Source organism: Collimonas humicola (genome assembly GCF_018304945.1).
In the GTDB taxonomy this organism is placed as follows: domain Bacteria; phylum Pseudomonadota; class Gammaproteobacteria; order Burkholderiales; family Burkholderiaceae_D; genus Collimonas; species Collimonas humicola.
The window spans coordinates 535,454-555,162 of sequence record NZ_JAGQEE010000003.1; the positions used below are offsets into that span (position 1 = coordinate 535,454).

Sequence of the window (19,709 nt, forward strand, 5' to 3'; positions counted from 1 at the left end):
CGCCAGCCGCATCGGCAATCCGCCAAGGGCTGGCCTCAGGCTGCTACTTCGCCGCCGGCTTCTTCGCCAGGCGCCGCTGCAGGGTGCGGCGATGCATGTTGAGGGCGCGCGCGGTCGACGACACATTGCCCTGGTGCTGGGCCAGCACGTACTGGATATGCTCCCATTGCAAGCGGTCCACCGATAACGGCACCGGCGCCACGGCTGCCGCCGGCGGCTGGGCGGCGCTGTCGTGCTGCAGCGCCAGCAGGATGGAATCGAGATTGGCCGGCTTGGCCAGGTAATTGTCGGCGCCCAGCTTGATCGCCTGCACCGTGGTGGCGATGCTGGCATAGGCCGTCAGCACCAGCAGCCGCGCCTGCGGCAAGGCCTGGCGCAAAGGCGCGATCCACTGCAGGCCGGAATCCTGCGCCAGCTGCAGGTCTATCGTCACCAGTTCGAAGGCCGTCTGGCCGGCTGCCGCCAGCGCTTGCCGGCCGTCATGGGCGACCGTCACGCTGAAACCGCGCCGGCCCAGCGAACGCGCCAGCGTTTCGGCGAACACCAGGTTATCGTCGAGTATCAGGAAAGTGCTCATGCCAGCGCCAGCGTGAAGTCGGCGACAGTGCCGCGGCCTGCGCCCGCCGGCGGCGAACTCAGCCTGATCCCGGCGCCGATCTGGCGCGCGCTCTCGAACGCCAGCAGCAGGCCTATGCCCTTGCCGTCGGCGCTGCTGGCGACCGGCTGGTAACCAAGCCGCGGCAGCAGGTCGGCATCGATGCCGGCGCCGTCATCCTGCACCCGGATCAGCGCGCCGGCAGCGGCCATGGTCAGCGTGACCTGCACCCGGCCGTCACTGGCTGCCGCCGCGCGCGCGGCATTGTCGAGCAAGGTCAATAGAATCTGGCCCAGCACCTGGATGTCGTTGCTCATGCCATCCTGCTCCGGCAATGACAGGGACAGCTTGACCGCCGGATGGCGCAAGCGCCAGGCGTCGATGAATTTCCCCAGCCATTCTTTCAGTCCATGCGGCCCCGACGCCGCCCGCGGATCGGCATCGACGCGCATGCGTTCGAGCGCATGCTTGCACACTGCGATCTGCTGTTCGATGAGGGCCAGGTCGGCGCCATACGCCAGCAATGCCGGACTTTGCCGGGACTCATTGCGCAATTCGCCGGCGATGAGCGCGATGGTAGCCAGCGGCGTGCCCATTTCGTGCGCCGCGCCGGCAGCCTGGGCGCCCAGCGCGACCATGCGCTCGCCTTGCAGCTGGCGCTCGCGGGCCTGCGCCAGTTGCGCCTCGCGCTGCCGCAGGTTGGCGGAAATGCGCGTCACGAACCAGGTGATGAGCGCCGCCGAGACGGCAAAATTGACCCACATCCCGGCCAGGTGATAAGCCATGCCGCGGCTGCTGTCGTGGATATGCAGCGGCTGGTAGACATAGGTCAGCAGGGAATAGCTGGCAAACGCGTACAGCGCCAGCACAAACGCCAGCCGCCACGGCAGGATGGCGGCGGCAACCGCCAGCGCCGGCAGGTAAAACGAGACGAAGGGATTGGTGGCGCCGCCGGAAAAATACAGCAGCAGCGACAAGCTGCTGACATCGATCAGCAGCTGCATGAACAGCTCGGAATCGCCGGCCGGCCGCGCATGGCGCATGCGCCACCAGCTCAGCAGGTTGAAGATGCCGAGCAGGGCGATCACGCCGAACAGCGATTTCAGGGCGCCGGCCGAGAGGCCGACATCGAGGGTCAAATGCACCGCTGCGATCACCAGCAATTGCGCCACGATGGCGATCCAGCGCATCCATATCAGGCGGCTGAGGATCTGGTGCTGCGGCAGGGTGCTGAAAATCGGCGGAAGGTCCATCGCCGGATTATAGCCTTGCCGGCGCCGGACCTTGCGAATTTGCCATCGGATCGGCTATTGAATTTGTTATTGAATTTACTATCGCCTCAGGCCACCATCAGCTCTTCTTCGAGTTCGGTCTGGCGCCAGGCCTCCAGTTCCTGCATGCGGCTGAACCAGGCTTGCAGGTGGCGGTAGTGCGTCAGCGGCGCGCGGCCGGGGCCGGCGGCCATCAGCGGCGCGGCGATGGCAAGGTCGGCCAGCGTCAGGCCGTCGCCGCAGACCCACTGGCGCCGCGCCAGGTGGCCGTCCAGCACGGTGGCGAACGATTCCAGCTCGCGCGCGCCGCGCTCAAGCTCGACCGGATCGGGCCGGCCGGCGCCGATCAGGCCCTTGATGAAGTTTTCCCAATAAAAGATGCTGATCGCCGGCGCCAGATGCTGGGCCGACCAGAACATCCAGCGGTTGACGTCGGCGCGCGCCTGCAACTCGGCCGGATAGACCGTCTGGCCCGGCGTCTTGTCGGCCAGGTATTGCATGATGGCGCAGGATTCCCAGAGGATGAAGTCGCCATCCACCAGCACCGGGATTTTTTCGTTGGGATTGAGGCTGAGCAGGTGCTTGCGCTGCTCGCTGCTGGAGAGGTCCAGCAGCACCAGTTCTACCGGCTGGCGCAGATGATGGGCGGTCATGACGGCGCGGCGGGCGTTCGATGAAATAGGGTGGTGATAGAGGCGCATGATGGAAATCTCCCGGGTTGGTTGAGGCGATGCAGCCATCTTAGTCCCGGGCTGCTGACAGTCTGTGTCAGTAGCGTTCTGACAAGCAATTTACTGGTCTTCCGCGAACGCATTCTCGCGCCGCCAGGTCTGCAGGAGCACGCTGCGATGCTGCGGGTAGCGCAGCTTGGTGACGCTTAGCTGATCGATGCGGTCGCAGCGGAAGTGGCGAAAGCCGCTGCGCAGCTCGCACCAGCCGATGACCAGCCGCTTGCCCTCGAAGAAGGCGAGCGCGATCGGCCAGATCAGGCGCTCGGTGGCGCTGCCGTGTTCATCGCGATAACAGATGCTGATCTTGTGCTGGCGCCGGATCGCTTCGCGGATCGAGCCCAGCGCTATATCGTTGGCAGGCTGCTGCGGGTAGCTGGCAGCCCACAGGCCCATGTTCGCCATGCTGTCGCGCAGGTCGGCCGGCGAGGCCGTGGCGATCTTGCTGAGGGCGTTGGCGGCGGCTTGCGTCAAGCCGGCGTCTCCTTGCCGCTGCACCCAGCGCGCACCCAGCACCAGGGCTTCCAGTTCATCTTCGCTGAACATCAGCGGCGGCAGGAAAAAGCCGGAGCGCAGCATGTAGCCCAGCCCCGCTTCTCCCTCCAGCGGCGCGCCCAGCTCCATCAAGGTCTGGACGTCGCGGTAGATGGTGCGCACCGAAACCTTCAGGTCCTCCGCCAGCCGTGCCGCCGTGACTGGCCGCCGGTGGCCGCGCAATGCATCCATCAGCATGAATAAGCGCCCGGTGCGGCTTGCCGCCTCTGCCAACATTCTCTCCTTGTGCTGCCCGCCGCGCCGTGCACGGCTCGCAATGCGGCGGCCACCCGGCCGCCGCGTTCTCTTACCAAATAAAGACTAAAGCTTGCCCGGATCTTACCTGGTCAGCGACAGCAAGGTCTGCTGGCCGTTGCGGAAGGTATAGATCGACAGCGTGCCGTTCCTGATGTCGCCCTTGTCGTCGAAAGCGATCTTGCCGGTGACGCCGGTGTAGCGGATCTTGCTCAGCTTCGGCAGATACTTCTTCGGATCGACCGAATCCGCCTCTTGCATGGCTTTGGCCATGAGCATCACGGCGTCATAGGTATACGGCGCGTACTGCACGATATCGGCCTGGTATTTCTGCTTGTAGGCAGCCTTGAAGGCGTCCAGCGGCGCCTGGTTTTCAACGCCGCCGGCGATCGCGCAATACACCTGGTCATCCTGCAGGCCTTCACCTGCCAGGCGCGGCAGGGCGCCGGTGCAGATGGCGTCGCCGCCCATGAACTTGGCGGTGATGCCGAGCTGGCGCATCTGCCGCAGCATGGTGCCGGCGCTGGCGTCGATGCCGCCGAAGAAAATCAGGTCAGGCTGCTTGGCCTTGACGGCGGTCAGGATGGCGCTGAAATCGGTAGCGCGGTCATTGGTGTACTGGGTGGCGACGATATCGACGCCGTTAGCCTTGGCGTCCTTCAGGAACTCGGTAGCCAGGCCCTGGCCGTAGGCGGTGCGGTCGTCGATCACGGCGACCTTTTTGGCATGCAGCGTCTTGGCCGCATAGCGTCCCATCGCGGCGCCAAGCTGGGCGTCGTTGGCCACCACGCGGAAGGTCGTGTTGAAGCCTTGCTCGGTATATTTGGCGCTGGTGGCAGACGGTGAAATCTGCGGAATGCCGGCATCGAAATAAATCTTGGAAGCCGGAATCGAGGTGCCCGACTGCAGGTGGCCGACCACGCCCGCGACCTTGGCGTCCACCAGTTTCTGGGCGACGCTGGTGGCCTGTTTCGGATCGCTGCCGTCGTCCTCGGCCTGCAGCACGAACTTGATCTGCCTGCCGCCGATGACCAGGTGCTTGGCGTTGAGATCGTCGATCGCCATGCGCGCGCCGTTTTCATTGTCCTTGCCGACATGCGCCACCGGGCCGGTGATCGGGCCGACGTGGGCAATCTTGACGACCTGTTCCTGTGCCTGCACGGTGCCCGCCAACGTCAAGGCAATAGCGGCGGACAGCAACGTGGTTTTGGCATTGATCTGCATTTTATCTCCCGATTTTTAAGTGGCTGAAATACCGCATTATCGCCGCCGGCAGCGATCTGCCATCGCCTCCATGTCGGCGCGGGCGGCTTCAGCGATTTATGCGACCCTTGGATTCTACCTAAAAGCGGCGCCTGGCCCTAGTGTCCTGGGTCAGAGGCTCGTTGAATAAGAAAAGTGATGAAATCAGCGCCAGGCTAGGCGCAAAACGGAGCAAGGGTGGGTCCCCTTGCGAGTATTTGCAACGACGCATGGCGCCGATTTCATCGCTTTTCTTCAACGAATTTCTGACCCAGGACACTAAGACCTGGCGCGACAGATCGGCGCTCATGACGGCGACCACCGAGCCCAGCCGCCCGGCCGGGTGCGTTGCGGAACGTGCGTTCATGGATTTTTCGGCGCCGCCTCGATGCCGTTCCAGGAAGCCCCGCTGCATTTGCCGGTCTGCGTCAGCAGCCAGCCTTGCAGCTGGCGGCCGATCACCAGCGGGCTGCTGTTGAAGCATTCGCCCTTGGGCGGCGTCGACATCTGCCGCACCGAGACGAACAAGGGTCCGCGCGGCTCGATAATGGGCGCGCTGTTGCGCACCTTGCCGCTTTCCAGCTCGGCGTAGCAATCGTAGCGGCGGCCGGAACTGTCGGCGGTGACGACGCCGACCAGCCCGCGGTTCATCGGATAGACGTTTTCGACAAAAATATTGCCGCCTTGCGGGTGCCTGGCCAGGCAGGCATTGGCGGCTTGCATCACATCCTTGTCGGCCAGCATGTCGGACATCGACATCGGCATATCGTCTGCCAGCGCCTTGTCGGCAACCAGGGCGAACAATAGCAAAGATATCAAAGACATCTTCATAAGACCTCCCCCTCTATTTCTTTGGCGCAACACAATAATGAATTCGGCGCAATGGACGACTCACTCTAAACGGTTTGTTGTTTTTCGCAAACCCTAACGTGTTCTGACATCAGGCAGTCATATATGCCCGCGACAATGGAAAGCTAACCAGGTGCATGCTGTGCGCGCCCGCCGCGCCTGCTTTCCGGCCTGACTATTCAACCATCCATCACAGGATAAATCCATGAAACCTCATTCCCTGGCGCTGGCATGCGCAACGCTGGTTTATCTATCCGGCTGCAGCGGCGGCGGCAACAGCATCACGTCCGGCGGCGCCACGGTGAGCGGCGTTGCCGCCAGCGGCAAGGCGCTGGCGGGCGTGACTGTCACCATCACCGACAGCAGCGGCCAGAATGTGCAGACCGCGCTCACCGACGGCAGCGGCAAGTTCACGCTGCCCTTGAAAGGCACGGCTCCTTTCGTCCTCACCGCACCGTTCAACGATGCCGACGGCAGCGCCGCCACCTTGTCCTCGGTGATCAATCCCGGCGCCGGCAATGCGGTACAAGCCAACCTGACGCCGCTGACCTCGCTGGTGACCCAGCGCGTGCTGGGCATGGTCCCTAACGGCAGCCCGACCGCGGCGCAGATCAGCGCGGCGAAAATCAGCTCGGCCAGCATTGCGCAGGCGGTCAGCGACGTCACTCTGCCGCTGCAGCCCTTGTTTACCGCGCTGGGCGTGCCTGCCAGCGAAACCGCCGACCCTATCGGCAGCACCGCCTACCAGGCTATCGCCGGCGATCCGCTCGACAACCTGTTCGAGCTGGCCCGCTTTAACGTGCACAGCGGCCAGATCGCGGTAGGCGCCGACGCCAGCCGCGCGGTGCTGACCATCCCGCCCAGCGGCAGCATCGGCGGCTCCCTGCCGGCAACCGCGATCCAGTCGGTGCAGGCGCTGAACAACGGTCCGACCACCACGCCGATCCAGAACGTGATCGTGATCGTCGGCGAAAACCAGACCTTCGACGCCGTGTTCGGCGCCTACCAGCCGCCCAGCGGCCAGACCGTCAAGAACCTGCTGTCGCAAGGCATCATCAACGCCGACGGCACGCCGGGCCCGAACTTCAGCCTGGCCATGCAGAACCAGGGCGCGGCCCAGACCGCTTATGCGATCAGCCCGACGCGCGCCGGCGCCTACGCCACGCTGCCGCAACCGACCGCGATCGGCGAATTGAAGCCGCCGACTTTCCAGGACCCGGGCGGCGTGCCGGATACGCGCTTCCCGGCCAACCTGCCCAGCGGCCCGTTCCAGCTGACCAAGTACGTGCCTTACGGCACCGCCGCCAGCGCCCAGACCGGCGATCCGGTGCATCGTTTCTTCCAGATGTGGCAGCAGACCGGCGGCGACAATTCCAAACTTGATCTGTTTACCTGGGTAGCGGCGACCGTCGGCCAGGGCGGCGACACCAAGGGCATCACGCCTAGCAATCCAGGGCAGGGCGGCGAGCTGATGGGCTTCCTCAACATGGCCAGCGGCGATGCGCCTTACTTCAAATCGCTGGCGCAGCAATACGCGCTGAGCGACAACTATCACCAGGGCATCATGGGCGGCACCGGCGCCAATTTCTTCACCATCGCCACCGGCGACCTGCCTTACTTCAATAACGGCGGCGCGGTCGGCACGCCGCCGGCGAACCAGATCGAGAATCCGAATCCGCTGGCGCAGACGCCGAACTTCTATTCGCAGGACGGTTACCAGGGCGGCTCCTACGTCAACTGTTCGGACGCCAGCCAGCCTGGCGTCGGCGCGATCCTGAATTTCCTCAACGGCAAAAAGGTCAAGAGCAATTGCGACAGCGGCAAATACTACCTGGTCAATAACTACAATCCGGGCTACGACATGAACGGCAACGTCCAGCCTATCGGCCCCAACAACTACAACTATCCGCCGCAAACCGTGCCGACCATCGCCGAAGGCCTGGCCAAGAAAAACGTCGCCTGGAAGTGGTATACCGGCGGTCGTGAAATTGCCGACGTGACGGCCGACGCCGCTGCCCTCGGCTTCCCGGTAGCAGTCGCGCAGGGAGCGCAGTACAACGCCATCGGCGACCCGCTGGTAGCCTCCAGCAACGTCATGAACAGCAGCCTGAAATCCAGCCTGGCCGGCCTCACCAGCTTCTACAGCGACATCGCCAAAGGCACCCTGCCGGCGGTCTCGTTCGTGGTGCCGAAAAACCTCGACAGCGGCCACCCGGGCTATTCCGCGCCGGCCCGCTACGAAGCCTTCCTGCAAGACCTGATCGCCAAGGTCAAGGCCAATCCGACCCTGTGGGCGCATACCGCGATCCTGGTCACCACCGACGAAGGCGGCGGCCATTTCGACAGCGGCTACATCCAGAACGTCGACTTCTTCGGCGACGGCCCGCGCATCCCGTTCCTGCTGGTCTCGCCCTACGCCCGCACCGGCTTCGTCGACCACACCTACTACGATCACGCATCAGTGCTGAAATTCATCGAACGCAACTGGCGCCTGCCGCCGCTGTCGCCGCGCAGCCGCGACAACCTGCCCAACCCGGTCAGCGTCGCCGCCGACCAGTACCGCCCGGTCAACACCACCGCCGTCGGCGACCTGATGGCCATGTTCAACTTCTAAGCCCCCTCTAATTGGGGTCAGAGTCGAATATATCCACAGCGACATATTCGACTCTGACCCCAAATAAAAATGGCAGCAAATATCTCGGAATGGATTGAATGTCTTGAGCAGCAAATATAGCGGGCTGGGTTTTATGGGGCGGGGCGGGATTGATGTCTTGCTGGCGTCGGCTGCGCTGGCGCTGTTGCTGGGCGGTTGCCATGATGCTGATGTGCCGGTGCATGCTGCCGGTGCGGCGGCTTCTGCGCCGGCGGCTGCGGCGGCGCCGGTTGTATCCAAATCAGGCTTGAAAATGTGGGTGCGCTATCCCGAGCCGGCGGCTGCCTTGAGCGCGGCGGCGCAGCTGGGCAAGCGGCTGTTTTTCGATGCCTCCTTGTCGGCTTCCGGCAAGATGTCTTGCGCGACCTGCCATAGTCCCGACCATGCTTACGGACCGCCGAACGGCCTGGCGGTGCAGCTGGGCGGCGCCGACATGCAGCGGCAGGGCACACGTGCCGTGCCGTCCTTGCGCTACCTGGGTTTCACGCCCAGGTTCACCCGTCACTACTATGTGCCGGGACCGGACGATACCGAGGATGAAGGGCCGACCGGCGGCTTCACGCATGACGGCGCGGTCGATACGCTGCACGAGCAGGCGTTGATCCCCTTGCTCAATGTGAACGAGATGGCGAATCCAAGTCCCGCCGCGGTGGTCGCCAGATTGCAGCAGGCCGCTTACGTGGCGCAGTTCCGGCAGTTGTATGGCGCCGATATCTTCGACCATCCGGCGGCAGCGCTGGAAAAGGCGACGCTGGCGCTGGAGGCATTCCAGACCGAAGACCCGAGCTTTCACCCCTACACCAGCAAGTTCGACGCGGCGATGGCGGGCAACGCCGATTTCACGCCAGCCGAACTGCGCGGCTACGGCTTGTTCAATAATCCGAACAAAGGCAACTGCGCCAAGTGCCATGTCGACACGCCGGGACCGGGAGGACGGCCGGCGCAGTTCACCGATTTCGGCTTCCAGGCGCTGGGCGTGCCGCGCAATCCGGAGATCGCCGCCAACCGCGACCCGCACTATGCCGACCTCGGCATTTGCGGTCCCGACCGCAAGGACATGATGAAGGAAACGGAGTTCTGCGGCATGTTCAAGTCGCCTACCCTGCGCAACGTGGCGACGCGCGGCGCGTTCTTTCATAACGGCCGCTTCCACACGCTGGAAGACATGCTGCATTTCTATGTAGAGCGCGATACCGATCCCGGCAAGTGGTATCCCAAGGTCAAGGGCAAGATAGTCAAGTACGACGACCTGCCGCCGCGCTACCGCGGCAATATCGACAGCCTGGATGCGCCGCTGAACCGCAAGGCAGGCCAGGCGCCAGCGCTCGACGATGCAGAAATCGGCGACTTGATCGCCTTCCTGAAAACCTTGAACGACGGCTATTCGGCCAGGCCGGGCGCGGCCCGCATCGAATAGGAATCGTCAGGGCGGCGCCAGCGGATAAGGCGTCTTGCCAGCGCCTGGCGCGCGCAGGTTGACGATCACGCGTTCGACATCCGGCGCGGCGCGGACAAAGGCTTCCAGCGCCGCGGCCGTGATGGCCGGATCGGCGCTGCAGCCTTCGACCCAGACGAAACGGCGCTGGAAAGTCAGCCACAGGCTGCTGCGGGCAAAGGCCGGATCGGCGGCGAAGTGCGCCTGCACCGCCTGCGCGATAGGGGCATCGTAAAGATAGGAGTTCGGCTTGCTGCACTGGCCGGCCAGCCAGCAGCTGGTGCCGCGTTCGGTGCGCCAATGGGACTCCCTGCGCGCCTCTTGCTCGCTCACCAGCGGCCCCAGCGGCGGCGGGCAATCGGGTACGGCGTTGCGCACCTGGATAAAGGGATCGTTGAACCAGTTCTTCAGGGTCTCGCCGCGCGCCGATGGCATCGCAGCGGACAACATCATCAAAGCCGGCAGCAGACGGCGGAAGCACAGTGCTTGCAGCATACCGCTCCTCCTGAAGAATCGGCGATTGCAACGCATGCGGCCGGAGTGCAGGACGCCTCCGGCCGTTTCACATCAGCCGGCGAACTTGTCGGTCGCCGCAATCAGTTGATGCAGGATGCCCGGTTCGCTGTAGGCATGGCCGGCATCCTCGACAATATGCAGCTCTGCTTCCGGCCAGGCCTTGTGCAGTTCCCACGCAGTCTTCGGCGTGCAGCAGACATCGTAGCGCCCTTGCACGATGACGCCCGGGATGCCGCGCAGCCGGCCGACATCGCGCAGCAGCTGCTGGTCTTCAAAGAAGCATTCGTTGATGAAATAATGGTTTTCGATGCGGGCAAAGGCGATCGCAAATTCCGGATCTTCATGCGCCTGCGCCAGCGACGGATCGGGCAACAGCTTGACAGTGCTGCCTTCCCACACGCTCCACGCCTTGGCCGCCGCCAGCTTGGCGGCTTCGTCGGCGCCGGTCAAGCGGCGGCTGTAGGCTTGCACCATCTCATGCCGTTCGGCTGGCGGAATCGGCGCCTGGAACGCTTCCCACTTGTCCGGGAACTGGCGCGATGCGCCGTCCTGGTAATACCATTGGATTTCTTCACGGCGCCCGGTGAATATGCCGCGCAGCACCAGCTCGCTGACGCGCTCAGGATGTTTCTCGGCATACGCCAGCGCCAGGGTGCTGCCCCACGAGCCGCCAAACACCTGCCATTTATCGACCCCTGCCATTTCCCGCAGCCGCTCGATATCCGCCACCAGATGCCAGGTAGTATTCGCCTCCAGATTCGCATGCGGCGTAGAGCGCCCGCAACCGCGCTGGTCGAACAGCATGACGCAATATTTGGCAGGATTGAACAAGCGCCGATGGTCCGCATTGCAACCGCCCCCCGGTCCGCCATGCAGGAACACCGCCGGCTTGCCGGCCGGATTGCCGCACATCTCCCAATAAACCTGATGCCCGTCCCCCACATCCAGCATGCCCGACTTGAACGGTTCCAGCGGCGGATAAAGGCCCAGCAGTTGAGGAGGAGTTTGCTGCGCAGCGGGTTGGCTGATAGTCATGAAATGGTTTCCTTGTGGGAGTGGAGAACGATGATCATAACAAATCTGGCGGGGTAGTTCAGCAGACGAGAAAACACCGCTCAAGCTCGGCAGGACAGGCGTTTTTGCCATTGCCATTGCCGTTGCCGTTGATTTTGACGTTGGGGTTGCTTTTGAAGTACCCCGCATTGAGACGTTGCCAAATCCGGCGCGTGTCAGCCGGGAATTGTGGGGGACATGTTTGAGCCGAAGGCGAGTTTTGTTCCCCACCCGGCTGGCACGCGCCGGATTTGGGAACCCGACCGAAGGGAGGGCAACGGCTTTGCGGTCGCCTTTTCTTTGCTTACTTTCTTTTGGCGAAGCAAAAGAAAGTAAGTAGCTGCCGGGCTACCCCCGGCTAATATCCACGGAGTAGCAACCGTTTTAGCAACCCTCAAACCGTTCTTAGCTCGCCAAGACAAGTACTACGCAGCCCGTCAATCGGGGTCAGAGTAATTTTCGGCGATAAAGCCGCCGAAAAAAAACTCTGACCCCGATTGACTGCTTTGCTTATAGTGATGCGGCTAGTTCCGCGCCTTCGCGTATGGCGCGCTTGGCGTCCAGCTCGCTGGCGAACGAGGCGCCGCCGATCAAGTGATAGCGCAAACCGGCCTGCCGCACCTTGGTCCTGAGCGGCTCGCCAGGCTTGCCTGGAACAATAGCATCGACAGGCACCAGCTCATGCAACGACTCCTGCCCCGCGCAAATCACCACATTATCCACCTCCAGCAAACGGCTGACCCCGCCCACCGAGATATGCAAACCCCGGTCGTCGATCCGCTGGTACTCAACCCCGCCCAGCATCTCCACCCCATTGCGCTGCATCACGCTACGATGCACCCAGCCCGACGTCTTGCCCAGCCCCGCCCCAACCTTGCTCTGCTTACGCTGCAGCAGATGAATCGTCCGCACCGGTTCCGCCGCGGCAGGAGGCCGCAATCCGCCCGCCGACGAAGCCAACGGATCCACTCCCCACTCATCCATCCATTCAGAAATCGGCACCGGCAAAGGCACATGCGCATCGTGCAGCAGGAATTCGCACAGGTCGAAACCGATGCCGCCGGCCCCGATCACCGCCACCCGCTTGCCCACTGCGGCCTTGCGCTGCAGGACGTCCAGATAAGACAGCACCATAGGATGATCGATGCCAGGAATCCGCAGGCTGCGCGGCGCCACCCCGGTCGCCACGATCACATCGTCGAAGCCGAGCGCCTCCAGCTGCCGATTGCCAACCCGGTGATTGAGCCTGAGCTCGACGCCGGTGCGTTCAAGGCGGCGCTGGAAATAACGGATGGTTTCGCTGAACTCTTCCTTGCCCGGAATCTGCATCGCGATGTTGAACTGGCCGCCGATCTGCGCCGCCGCCTCGAACAAGGTCACCTGATGTCCCCGCTCGGCCGCCACGCTGGCCGCCGACAAGCCCGCCGGCCCCGCGCCAATCACGGCTACCCGCCGCGCCTTGGCGACCGGGCGGTAGAGCAGCTCGGTTTCGTGGCAAGCCTGCGGATTGACCAGGCAGCTGGCGCGCTTGTTCTGGAAGGTATGGTCCAGGCACGCCTGGTTGCAGGCGATGCAGGTATTGATTTCATCGGCGCGGTTCTGCTGCGCCTTCAGCACGAATTCGGGATCGGCCAGGAACGGCCGCGCCATCGAAACCATGTCGGCATCGCCCTCGGCCAGGATCTGCTCCGCAACCTCCGGCGTGTTGATGCGGTTCGAGGCAATCACCGGAATCCCGACCGCGTGCTTGAGACGCGCCGTCGCTTCGCGGAAGGCGCCGCGCGGCACCGAGGTGACGATGGTCGGAATCCGCGCTTCGTGCCAGCCGACGCCGGTATTGATCAGCGTGACGCCAGCCTTTTCCAGCGCCTGCGCCACCGCCACCACTTCCTCGCCGGTATTGCCGCCCTCCACCAGGTCCAGCAAGGACAAGCGATACATGATGATGAAACGCTCGCCCACCGCCGCGCGCATGCGCTGCACGATTTCCACCGCCAGCCGCATGCGGTTCTCGATGCTGCCGCCCCAGCGGTCGGTGCGGCGGTTGGTGCGCGGCGACAGGAACTGGTTGAGCAGATAGCCTTCGCTGCCCATGATTTCCACGCCGTCGTAGTTGGCGCGCTGCGCCAGCGTCGCGCTGCGTACATAAGCGCTGATGGTGGACTGGATGCCGCGCTCGCTCAGCGCGCGCGGCTTGAACATCGAGATCGGCGACTTGATGGCCGAGGCCGACACCACCAGCGGCTGGTAGCCGTAGCGGCCGGCGTGCAGGATCTGCATCACGATCTTGCCGTCTTCCTCATGTACCGCGCTGGTCAGGCGCCGGTGATTGTAGATGTCGCCCAAGCTGTTCATGGTGCCGCCGAAGGGCAGCAGCCAGCCTTGCCGGTTAGGCGAAATGCCGCCGGTGACGATCAGCCCGACGCCGCCTTTGGCGCGCGCCCGGAAATATTCCGCCAGCTTGGCGTAATGGAAAAAGCGATCTTCCAGGCCGGTATGCATCGAACCCATCACCACCCGGTTCTTCAATGTGGTGAAGCCGAGGTCGAGCGGGGCGAGCAGATGAGGGTATACGGGATGGGACATAGGTCTCTAGTGGTTTTGTAGATTTTTCAACGGGCCACGGCAAACGCCAACAGTTTGCCACAGGGCTGGAATCTACCTGAAAAGGCGCGGCAGATTGCCGGGACAGCCCTGTTTTAGCGCCGATTAGAGGCAAAAACCTATTTAGATACCATCCTCGATTACTCAGCGCCGGCCGAATAAAGTTGTCAGATCGATCGCCTCGGCCATGGCGCGGTAGCCGGCATCGCCCGGGTGCAGGTGGTCGCCGCAATCGTAGGCCGGCAAGAAGCGCCCCGGATGCGCCGGATCTCTCAAGGCGGCGTCGAAATCGATGACAGCGTCGAACTCGCCGCTGCCGCGTATCCACCGGTTCACCGCTTGCCGGGTCTTTTCCTTGCTTTCGGAATAATAGCTTTTCAGCTCGGTGTCCTGCAATGCGCCCTCGAACGGCGTCAGGGTAGCGCCGACGATGCGTATGCGATGCAGGCGCGCCCGCGCTATCAGCTGCCGGTAGCCGTCGATCAGGCGTTCCGCCGCCAAGGCCGGGTCCTGCGGCGTGAAGCTGCTGCCGGGCCAGCCGATGTCGTTGATGCCCATCAGCAGGATCACGGTGTCGAGGCCAGGCTGGTTCAGCACATCGCGCTCGAAGCGGGCGAGCGCGTTGACGCCCATCTTGTCGCTCAGCACCCTGGCCCCGGATATGCCAGCGTTGATCACCGCAATATCTTGCCCGGCCAGGCGCTGCGCCAGCAGGTCGGGCCAGCGCTGATTGCGGTTCGGAGTGGAACCGCCGCCATCGGTGATCGAGTCGCCGAAGGCCGCCACCACACGCGTTGCGGGCCTCGCCTCGACCAGGATCGTGCTGAGTAACAAGCGTGCCTCCAGGGTCTGGGCGGTATCGATCAGGGGCGCCGCCGTCAGGTTGCCTTGGCCGATGTAGGCGGTCTGCTTGCCGTCCCAGTGGAAGGTGGTGAGCGGCGTGATTTGCGGCAGGAAGATGCTGACCGCGACCTGGGCCAGCGGCGCCAGTTCGAGATCGACAGGATCGCTGACCGCCGGCGCGCCCGGCGCAATCGTCACCGTTTCGCGACCGCCGAAAGTGAGGCTGCGGTCCGAACCGGCCACGATGCCGGAGCCGTCGCCGGCCAGCGCGATATGCGCCGCGCCCAAGGTCAGCGGGGCGGTCCCGAATTCATTCGACAGCACTACCCTGGCGCGCTGGCCGCCCAGGCTGATGCGGGCGACCTGGCGTACGGTCTGGTTCGACAAGCTTGCCGGGATATTGGTCGACAAAGCGAAACCGGCCTCCCAGATCGGCTGAGGACTGGCGCTCCAGCTGGCGACCCAGCGAGGCTGCGCGGGAGCGTTGCCGGCTGCCAGCGGTGCGCCGGCCGGCATTGCCAAGACCGACAAAAGGGCAAGCGCAGCGGCGATTTTTGCATGATGCATGAAAAGCTCCTTTGGTTTATCGGGATTCGATAACACTAAGATAGGCTCTTCATGCGGCACAGGATAGATGATCTATTTGCATGACCCCTATGCCAATCAGGAATGGGGGGTCATGCAAGCCATGCCTAGCGCGACGGGCAGATCTGCGGTGCGTTATACACGTTGTTCATGCCCAGCAGGGTCAGATAGGTCTGGCCCAGCGCAATGTTGCGGAACGCTTCGTCATTCAGATAGGCATTCATCGCACTCGAAGTCCTGAGTTCATCGGCATAGTTATAAGCCGGCTGCTTATTCTTGTAGGCCACATAGTCGCTGCCGGTAATGATGCGGCTGGAGTTGCGGTTGATGAAATTGACGTAGCCCTGGCGATACCTGCTGAAGTAATTTTCTTCCAGCACGCCCCAGGAAATATCGAGATAGAGCTTAGGAAAGCGATCCAGCATGCCTTGCAGCAGGAGAATATGGTTCAAGGGATCCATCGCCTTCTGCTGGCTCGACATGCCAAGGTGCAGCCAGATGATTTTGTTGTCTGGGTATTTCGACAGCACATACTCGATCAGCGCCCGATACTTGGTCGGTTCGCCTTCATCGTTGCCCAGATCGGAATGCAAGGCCAGCGGCATGTCGCGTTCGCGCAGGATCCGCATGAAATCGGACCATTGATCGATCTGCGCCTCGGTCACCGGTACATGGCCGTTGGGGAACAAGGCTTGCTTGACCACGTTGGATTCCCCCATCAGCTTGAACAGCCCGGGATATTCCTTGTCGTACAGCGCCATCAAGGCAGGAATCTCGGCCGGCTTTGCCAGATCAGGGAAAGTCATGGCGAGCACCAGCAGGCGGTCCGGCGACTTGAACTCGGCGAAATTGGCGGCATTGACGAAGTCGTTCTTGATAGTGGGATTGGCTGGCAAGTCCCGGCAATCCTGGTAGGAGTCGCAGCCCGGACGCGCATCCCAAGGCAAGCGCTGGCCTATGCCCATCGCGCCGCCGATCACTACGCCGTTGTCGCCCATCATTTTCAACATGTCATGATAGGAGACCGATTCGCCGCCGAACGGGCGGAAGTGGATATGCGTGTCGGCCACAGTCAGATGCGGCTGGGCAGCACGGTTGAAACAGGCCGGATTGGGGCGCGTGTAGTCGTCCAATGTCAGGCCGTTGGCGGCGCCGCTGGCGAAAGCCGCCAGCATGGCGGCACACAAGGCAAATCGGGATAAACGCATGATGGATTCCTCGGTTGGTGAAAGAAAGTTGTCCCTGCCCGCCTCGCAGTACGCAATGCACGCAAGAGCCGGCCAAGGAGCGGGACAACTGTATGTCCAATCTTTCCTGCTTACGCCATCCCATTGTCAGGAATACGTCAAGATTCACGCTTCCCATATCGACACAGGAAAAGCGATAATCGGCGGTCGCCACTGCAGATGAGAATGATATGGATCAGATCAAAGCCTGCCGCAGCTTCGTCCGCGCGGTCGAACTGGGCAGCCTGTCGGCGGTGGCGCGCGAACAGCACAGCACGCAGCCGACCGTCAGCAAAACCATCGCCGCGCTGGAGAAGCAGCTCGGGGTGCGCCTGCTGGAACGCAGCACCACCGGCCTTGCCGCCACCGAGCAAGGCAAACGGTTTTACGAGCGCGCCAAGCACGTGCTGGAAGAGTTCAATGAGGCGGTCAGCGACGCCCGCGGCCTGACCGAAAAACCGGCCGGCCTGCTGCGCGTGAATGCTCCGCTCGGCCTCGGCCAGTTGCGGCTCAATGCGCTGGTGCTGGAATTCCTGGAGCTATATCCGGAGATCGAGGTCGAGCTGATCTTGAATGACCGCTTTGTCGATCTGGTGGAAGACGGCGTCGACGTGGCGCTGAGGCTGGCCGGCGCGCTGCCGCCCAACATGATCGCGCGCAAGATCGCCAGTGCGCAACGCTATCTGGTGGCGGCGCCGGCCTACCTGGCGCGCCATCCTGAAATCCGCCGTCCCGAGGATCTGGCCAGCCACCGCTACATCGGCTTTGCGCGGCCCGCCAACGGCGAAGTGAGCCAGCTCAGCGGCCCCGGCGGCACGGTCGAGATCGCCACCCGCAGCGCCTACCTGGTCAACAGTTCGCTGGCGATACGCGAGAGTTTCCTGATGGGCGCCGGTATCGGCATATGTCCGTCCTGGCTGGTGCACGACCTGCTGGAGTCGGGCCGGCTGCAGCGCATTCTTCCGGCCTGGAGCGCAACCGGGCAGGAAGCCTCGCTGCTGTATCCCTCGCGCCGCTACCAATCCTTGCGCGCCACGGTGTTCATGCAATTCATGGCAGAGCGGATTCCCAGGCTGCCGGGATTTTCCGCTCCGCTGTTTGGCCGTTAGATTTCTATCTTTTTGCGCTGGCGACGACCGCGCGCTTGGCCTGGATGAATACCGGGCCCCACAAGGGATGGCCTTGTTCGCCCGGCGCCAGGTCGAAAGCCGGGTCCAGCTTGAGGGCCTTTTCAAATTGCTGCTTGCACAGCTTCCTGCGGGAGGTGACGCAATAGCTGAAGGCCATGTATTTCAGGGCTTCGGTCTGGAACGACGGCTCCGCCGACCAGATATCCTGGCCGTTGGCGAGACGCTTGATGGCGGCGCTGTAACTGCCCTTGTTGTACAGGGCGATGCCATCGCTCAAGGCTGCCGGCGGCGCCGGCGGCTGGGGAACGGCGGCAACCGCTGCCGGCGTTGAAGCAGCAGGCTTCTGGCTGGCCGTTGCCGGCGTTTTCGCGGTATCGATGGTATCGCAGGCGCTGAGCATGAAGGCCGCAGCCATCATGGCGGCGCCGCCGATACGGTAAAAAGAGGTGGTCATGGGGTCTGCCTGGCTGGAAAGCATTGATTAGGGCGAAAAATTGTAGTCGATACTACGCGATTTTTTCTGGTTGACGTCAATTTCAAAGACCTTATCGGGGAAACTCGGATTCGCCACCTTGATCTGATGCTTGCCTTCCGCCAGGACCAGCTTTTTCAATGGCGGACTGGCGCCCTTCAGGTTGCCGTCCACAATCACGTTGCCCCACGGCCTGATGGCCAGGGTGACTACGCCGGTAGCATCGACCGCCTTTACCTCGGCCGGCTTGGGCTCGGCGGCCTTGTTGGCTTCCGCGCTTTTCACTTCGGCCGCTTTGGCGGAAGCTTCGGCGGCGCCTTTTCCTTGCAGCTCCGCCAGCCTGCCGCGCGCCACCGCGGCATGCTTGCTGTCCGGGTATTTCTGCAGGAAGGCGGTGATCTGCTGCGGCGTGACGTTTTTCAGTTCCTTGAGGGTTTCCCAGCCGATGGTTTCTTCGTCCAGGATCTGCTCGCCGGCCACGGCAGCATTCGGCGCCGGCTTTGCCACCGCCGCCGCGCGCGACGCCGCCAGCGGCGCTTCCGGCTGCTGCAACGGCGCCGGCTTGAGCCACAGGTAGGCGCCGGCCACCACCACGCAGACTGCGCCGGCAATCCAAAGAGCTGGTGCCCGCAACGGCCGTTCCATGACGTTGGCCGCGGCAAGCGCTTGTGCGCTGCTCTCGTGCTTGCCGCCGGCAGCGGCCGCCGGCTTGCGCCTGCCGCTGCTGGAAGACCGCGGGGGCACGGCGTCATTGTCGGGCATCGGCATCGGCACCGAAAGCTCCAGGTCGAGCAGCTGGCGGAATTCTTCTATCGATTGCGGACGGTCTTCCGGCCTGACCGCCAGCCCTTTGTCGATCGCCGCCAGGAAGGCCTGGCTGAAATCGCTGTGGCCGCCGTTCTGCAGCTGTTCGATAGGGTCCTTGATCATGCGCGCCACGGACGTCGGCGGCGCGGTTTTCTTGATGGCGAAGTAGATCACCGCCGACAGCGAATAGATATCGGTCCACGGCCCCTGCTTCATCATGGCGTCGTCTGCGTACTGCTCGATCGGCGCATAGCCCGGCTTCAGGATCACCGTCAGCGAATGCGTCATGTCGCCGATGATCTGGCGCGCCGCGCCGAAGTCCAGCAGCACCGCCTCGCCGCTCTTCTGGATCATGATGTTGTCGGGCGAGATATCGCGGTGCAGGATCTGCACCCGGTACATGGCGGCCAGCGCTTCCAGCATCGGCTTGAGCATGCTTTTCAGCCAGGCTTCGGTGACCTGCGCCGGCGAATTCTGCACCACGCTCTTGAGCGTGCGGCCTTCGTAGTAACGCATCGCCATATAGGCGGTATTGTTCTGTTCCCAGAAGCGGTACACCTTGATCAGGGCCGGATGGTCGAACTGCGCCAGCAGGCGCGCTTCCTTGATGAAGCTCTTGAGGCCGATGGTGAATGTCTCGCGGTGGCGCTGCGAGCGCACCACTACCTTCTTGTCCGGTCCGCGCCCGGCAAAGGCGCCCGGCATGTATTCCTTGATGGCAACCATGCGGCGCAGCGAGCGGTCGAACGCAAAATAGACAATGCCGAAGCCGCCTTCGCCGATCACGCCGATGATTTCAAAATCGGCCAGGCGCGTCCCTTTCGGCAGGCAGTTCTCGACGGCCATGGCAGAGGGTTCTTGCGGGTCAACCGATTTGGCGTTTTGCATATTCAGTTGGATTCGACGTTAGC

17 protein-coding genes are annotated in these 19,709 nt (G+C 63.1%); 3 read left to right on the forward strand and 14 right to left on the reverse strand.

What is annotated here, in order from left to right; translation table 11 throughout:
• Positions 1–43 precede the first annotated feature (43 nt).
• The 7 genes from KHU30_RS13950 to KHU30_RS13980 form a co-directional block, all read right to left on the reverse strand.
• Entirely contained in the window at positions 44–577 is a 534-nt protein-coding gene (locus tag KHU30_RS13950) for a response regulator transcription factor (protein ID WP_211443196.1), read from the reverse strand.
• Positions 574–1,848, reverse strand: coding sequence for an ATP-binding protein (locus tag KHU30_RS13955; RefSeq protein ID WP_211443197.1), 1,275 nt, complete (start codon positions 1,846–1,848; stop codon positions 574–576). The genes KHU30_RS13950 and KHU30_RS13955 overlap by 4 nt, the downstream gene beginning before the upstream one ends.
• Before the next feature lie 86 nt (positions 1,849–1,934).
• Positions 1,935–2,567, reverse strand: a complete 633-nt coding sequence (locus KHU30_RS13960; RefSeq protein WP_211443198.1) for a glutathione S-transferase family protein — start codon at positions 2,565–2,567, stop codon at positions 1,935–1,937.
• Between the two features lie 90 nt (positions 2,568–2,657).
• Positions 2,658–3,365: a helix-turn-helix transcriptional regulator gene (locus tag KHU30_RS13965; protein ID WP_230427367.1), complete on the reverse strand. Its 708-nt coding sequence runs from the start codon at positions 3,363–3,365 to the stop codon at positions 2,658–2,660.
• Positions 3,366–3,467: 102 nt separating this feature from the next.
• Complete coding sequence (locus KHU30_RS13970; RefSeq protein ID WP_211443199.1) at positions 3,468–4,607, reverse strand: branched-chain amino acid ABC transporter substrate-binding protein; 1,140 nt, start codon at positions 4,605–4,607, stop codon at positions 3,468–3,470.
• Positions 4,608–4,725: 118 nt separating this feature from the next.
• Positions 4,726–4,992: a hypothetical protein gene (locus KHU30_RS13975; RefSeq protein WP_211443200.1), complete on the reverse strand. Its 267-nt coding sequence runs from the start codon at positions 4,990–4,992 to the stop codon at positions 4,726–4,728.
• Positions 4,989–5,456, reverse strand: coding sequence for a hypothetical protein (locus tag KHU30_RS13980; protein ID WP_211443201.1), 468 nt, complete (start codon positions 5,454–5,456; stop codon positions 4,989–4,991). The genes KHU30_RS13975 and KHU30_RS13980 overlap by 4 nt, the downstream gene beginning before the upstream one ends.
• A gap of 223 nt (positions 5,457–5,679) precedes the next feature.
• On the opposite strand from KHU30_RS13980, the gene KHU30_RS13985 reads away from it, so the two are divergent.
• Together KHU30_RS13985 and KHU30_RS13990 are read left to right on the forward strand one after the other, a co-directional pair.
• Positions 5,680–8,088 (forward strand): alkaline phosphatase family protein, encoded by a 2,409-nt coding sequence (locus KHU30_RS13985; protein ID WP_211443202.1) that lies wholly within the window; start codon positions 5,680–5,682, stop codon positions 8,086–8,088.
• 133 nt (positions 8,089–8,221) lie between these two features.
• Entirely contained in the window at positions 8,222–9,544 is a 1,323-nt protein-coding gene (locus tag KHU30_RS13990) for a cytochrome-c peroxidase (protein ID WP_211443265.1), read from the forward strand.
• A gap of 6 nt (positions 9,545–9,550) precedes the next feature.
• On the opposite strand, the gene KHU30_RS13995 is transcribed toward KHU30_RS13990, so the two are convergent.
• The 5 genes from KHU30_RS13995 to KHU30_RS14015 all read right to left on the reverse strand — a co-directional run bounded on the left by KHU30_RS13995 (position 9,551) and on the right by KHU30_RS14015 (position 16,371).
• Positions 9,551–10,057 (reverse strand): BON domain-containing protein, encoded by a 507-nt coding sequence (locus KHU30_RS13995; protein WP_211443203.1) that lies wholly within the window; start codon positions 10,055–10,057, stop codon positions 9,551–9,553.
• A gap of 72 nt (positions 10,058–10,129) precedes the next feature.
• The gene (gene pip / locus KHU30_RS14000; RefSeq protein ID WP_211443204.1) at positions 10,130–11,113 is read right to left on the reverse strand and encodes a prolyl aminopeptidase; all 984 of its coding nucleotides are present in this window, start codon (positions 11,111–11,113) and stop codon (positions 10,130–10,132) included.
• Between the two features lie 528 nt (positions 11,114–11,641).
• Entirely contained in the window at positions 11,642–13,717 is a 2,076-nt protein-coding gene (locus KHU30_RS14005; RefSeq protein WP_211443205.1) for an NADPH-dependent 2,4-dienoyl-CoA reductase, read from the reverse strand.
• 162 nt (positions 13,718–13,879) lie between these two features.
• Positions 13,880–15,145 (reverse strand): SGNH/GDSL hydrolase family protein, encoded by a 1,266-nt coding sequence (locus KHU30_RS14010; protein ID WP_211443206.1) that lies wholly within the window; start codon positions 15,143–15,145, stop codon positions 13,880–13,882.
• A 125-nt stretch (positions 15,146–15,270) separates the two neighbouring features.
• Positions 15,271–16,371 carry an amidohydrolase family protein gene (locus tag KHU30_RS14015; protein WP_211443207.1) on the reverse strand — a complete coding sequence of 367 codons (1,101 nt, stop codon included), beginning with the start codon at positions 16,369–16,371 and terminating at the stop codon, positions 15,271–15,273.
• Positions 16,372–16,580: 209 nt separating this feature from the next.
• Here KHU30_RS14015 and KHU30_RS14020 point away from each other — a divergent pair, with 209 nt between their 5' ends.
• Entirely contained in the window at positions 16,581–17,498 is a 918-nt protein-coding gene (locus tag KHU30_RS14020) for a LysR family transcriptional regulator (RefSeq protein ID WP_211443208.1), read from the forward strand.
• A 4-nt stretch (positions 17,499–17,502) separates the two neighbouring features.
• Here KHU30_RS14020 and KHU30_RS14025 read toward each other — a convergent pair whose 3' ends face one another.
• Positions 17,503–17,973, reverse strand: coding sequence for a TssQ family T6SS-associated lipoprotein (locus KHU30_RS14025; protein ID WP_230427369.1), 471 nt, complete (start codon positions 17,971–17,973; stop codon positions 17,503–17,505).
• A gap of 27 nt (positions 17,974–18,000) precedes the next feature.
• Positions 18,001–19,686: a serine/threonine protein kinase gene (locus tag KHU30_RS14030; protein WP_211443210.1), complete on the reverse strand. Its 1,686-nt coding sequence runs from the start codon at positions 19,684–19,686 to the stop codon at positions 18,001–18,003.
• Positions 19,687–19,709: the final 23 nt, after the last annotated feature.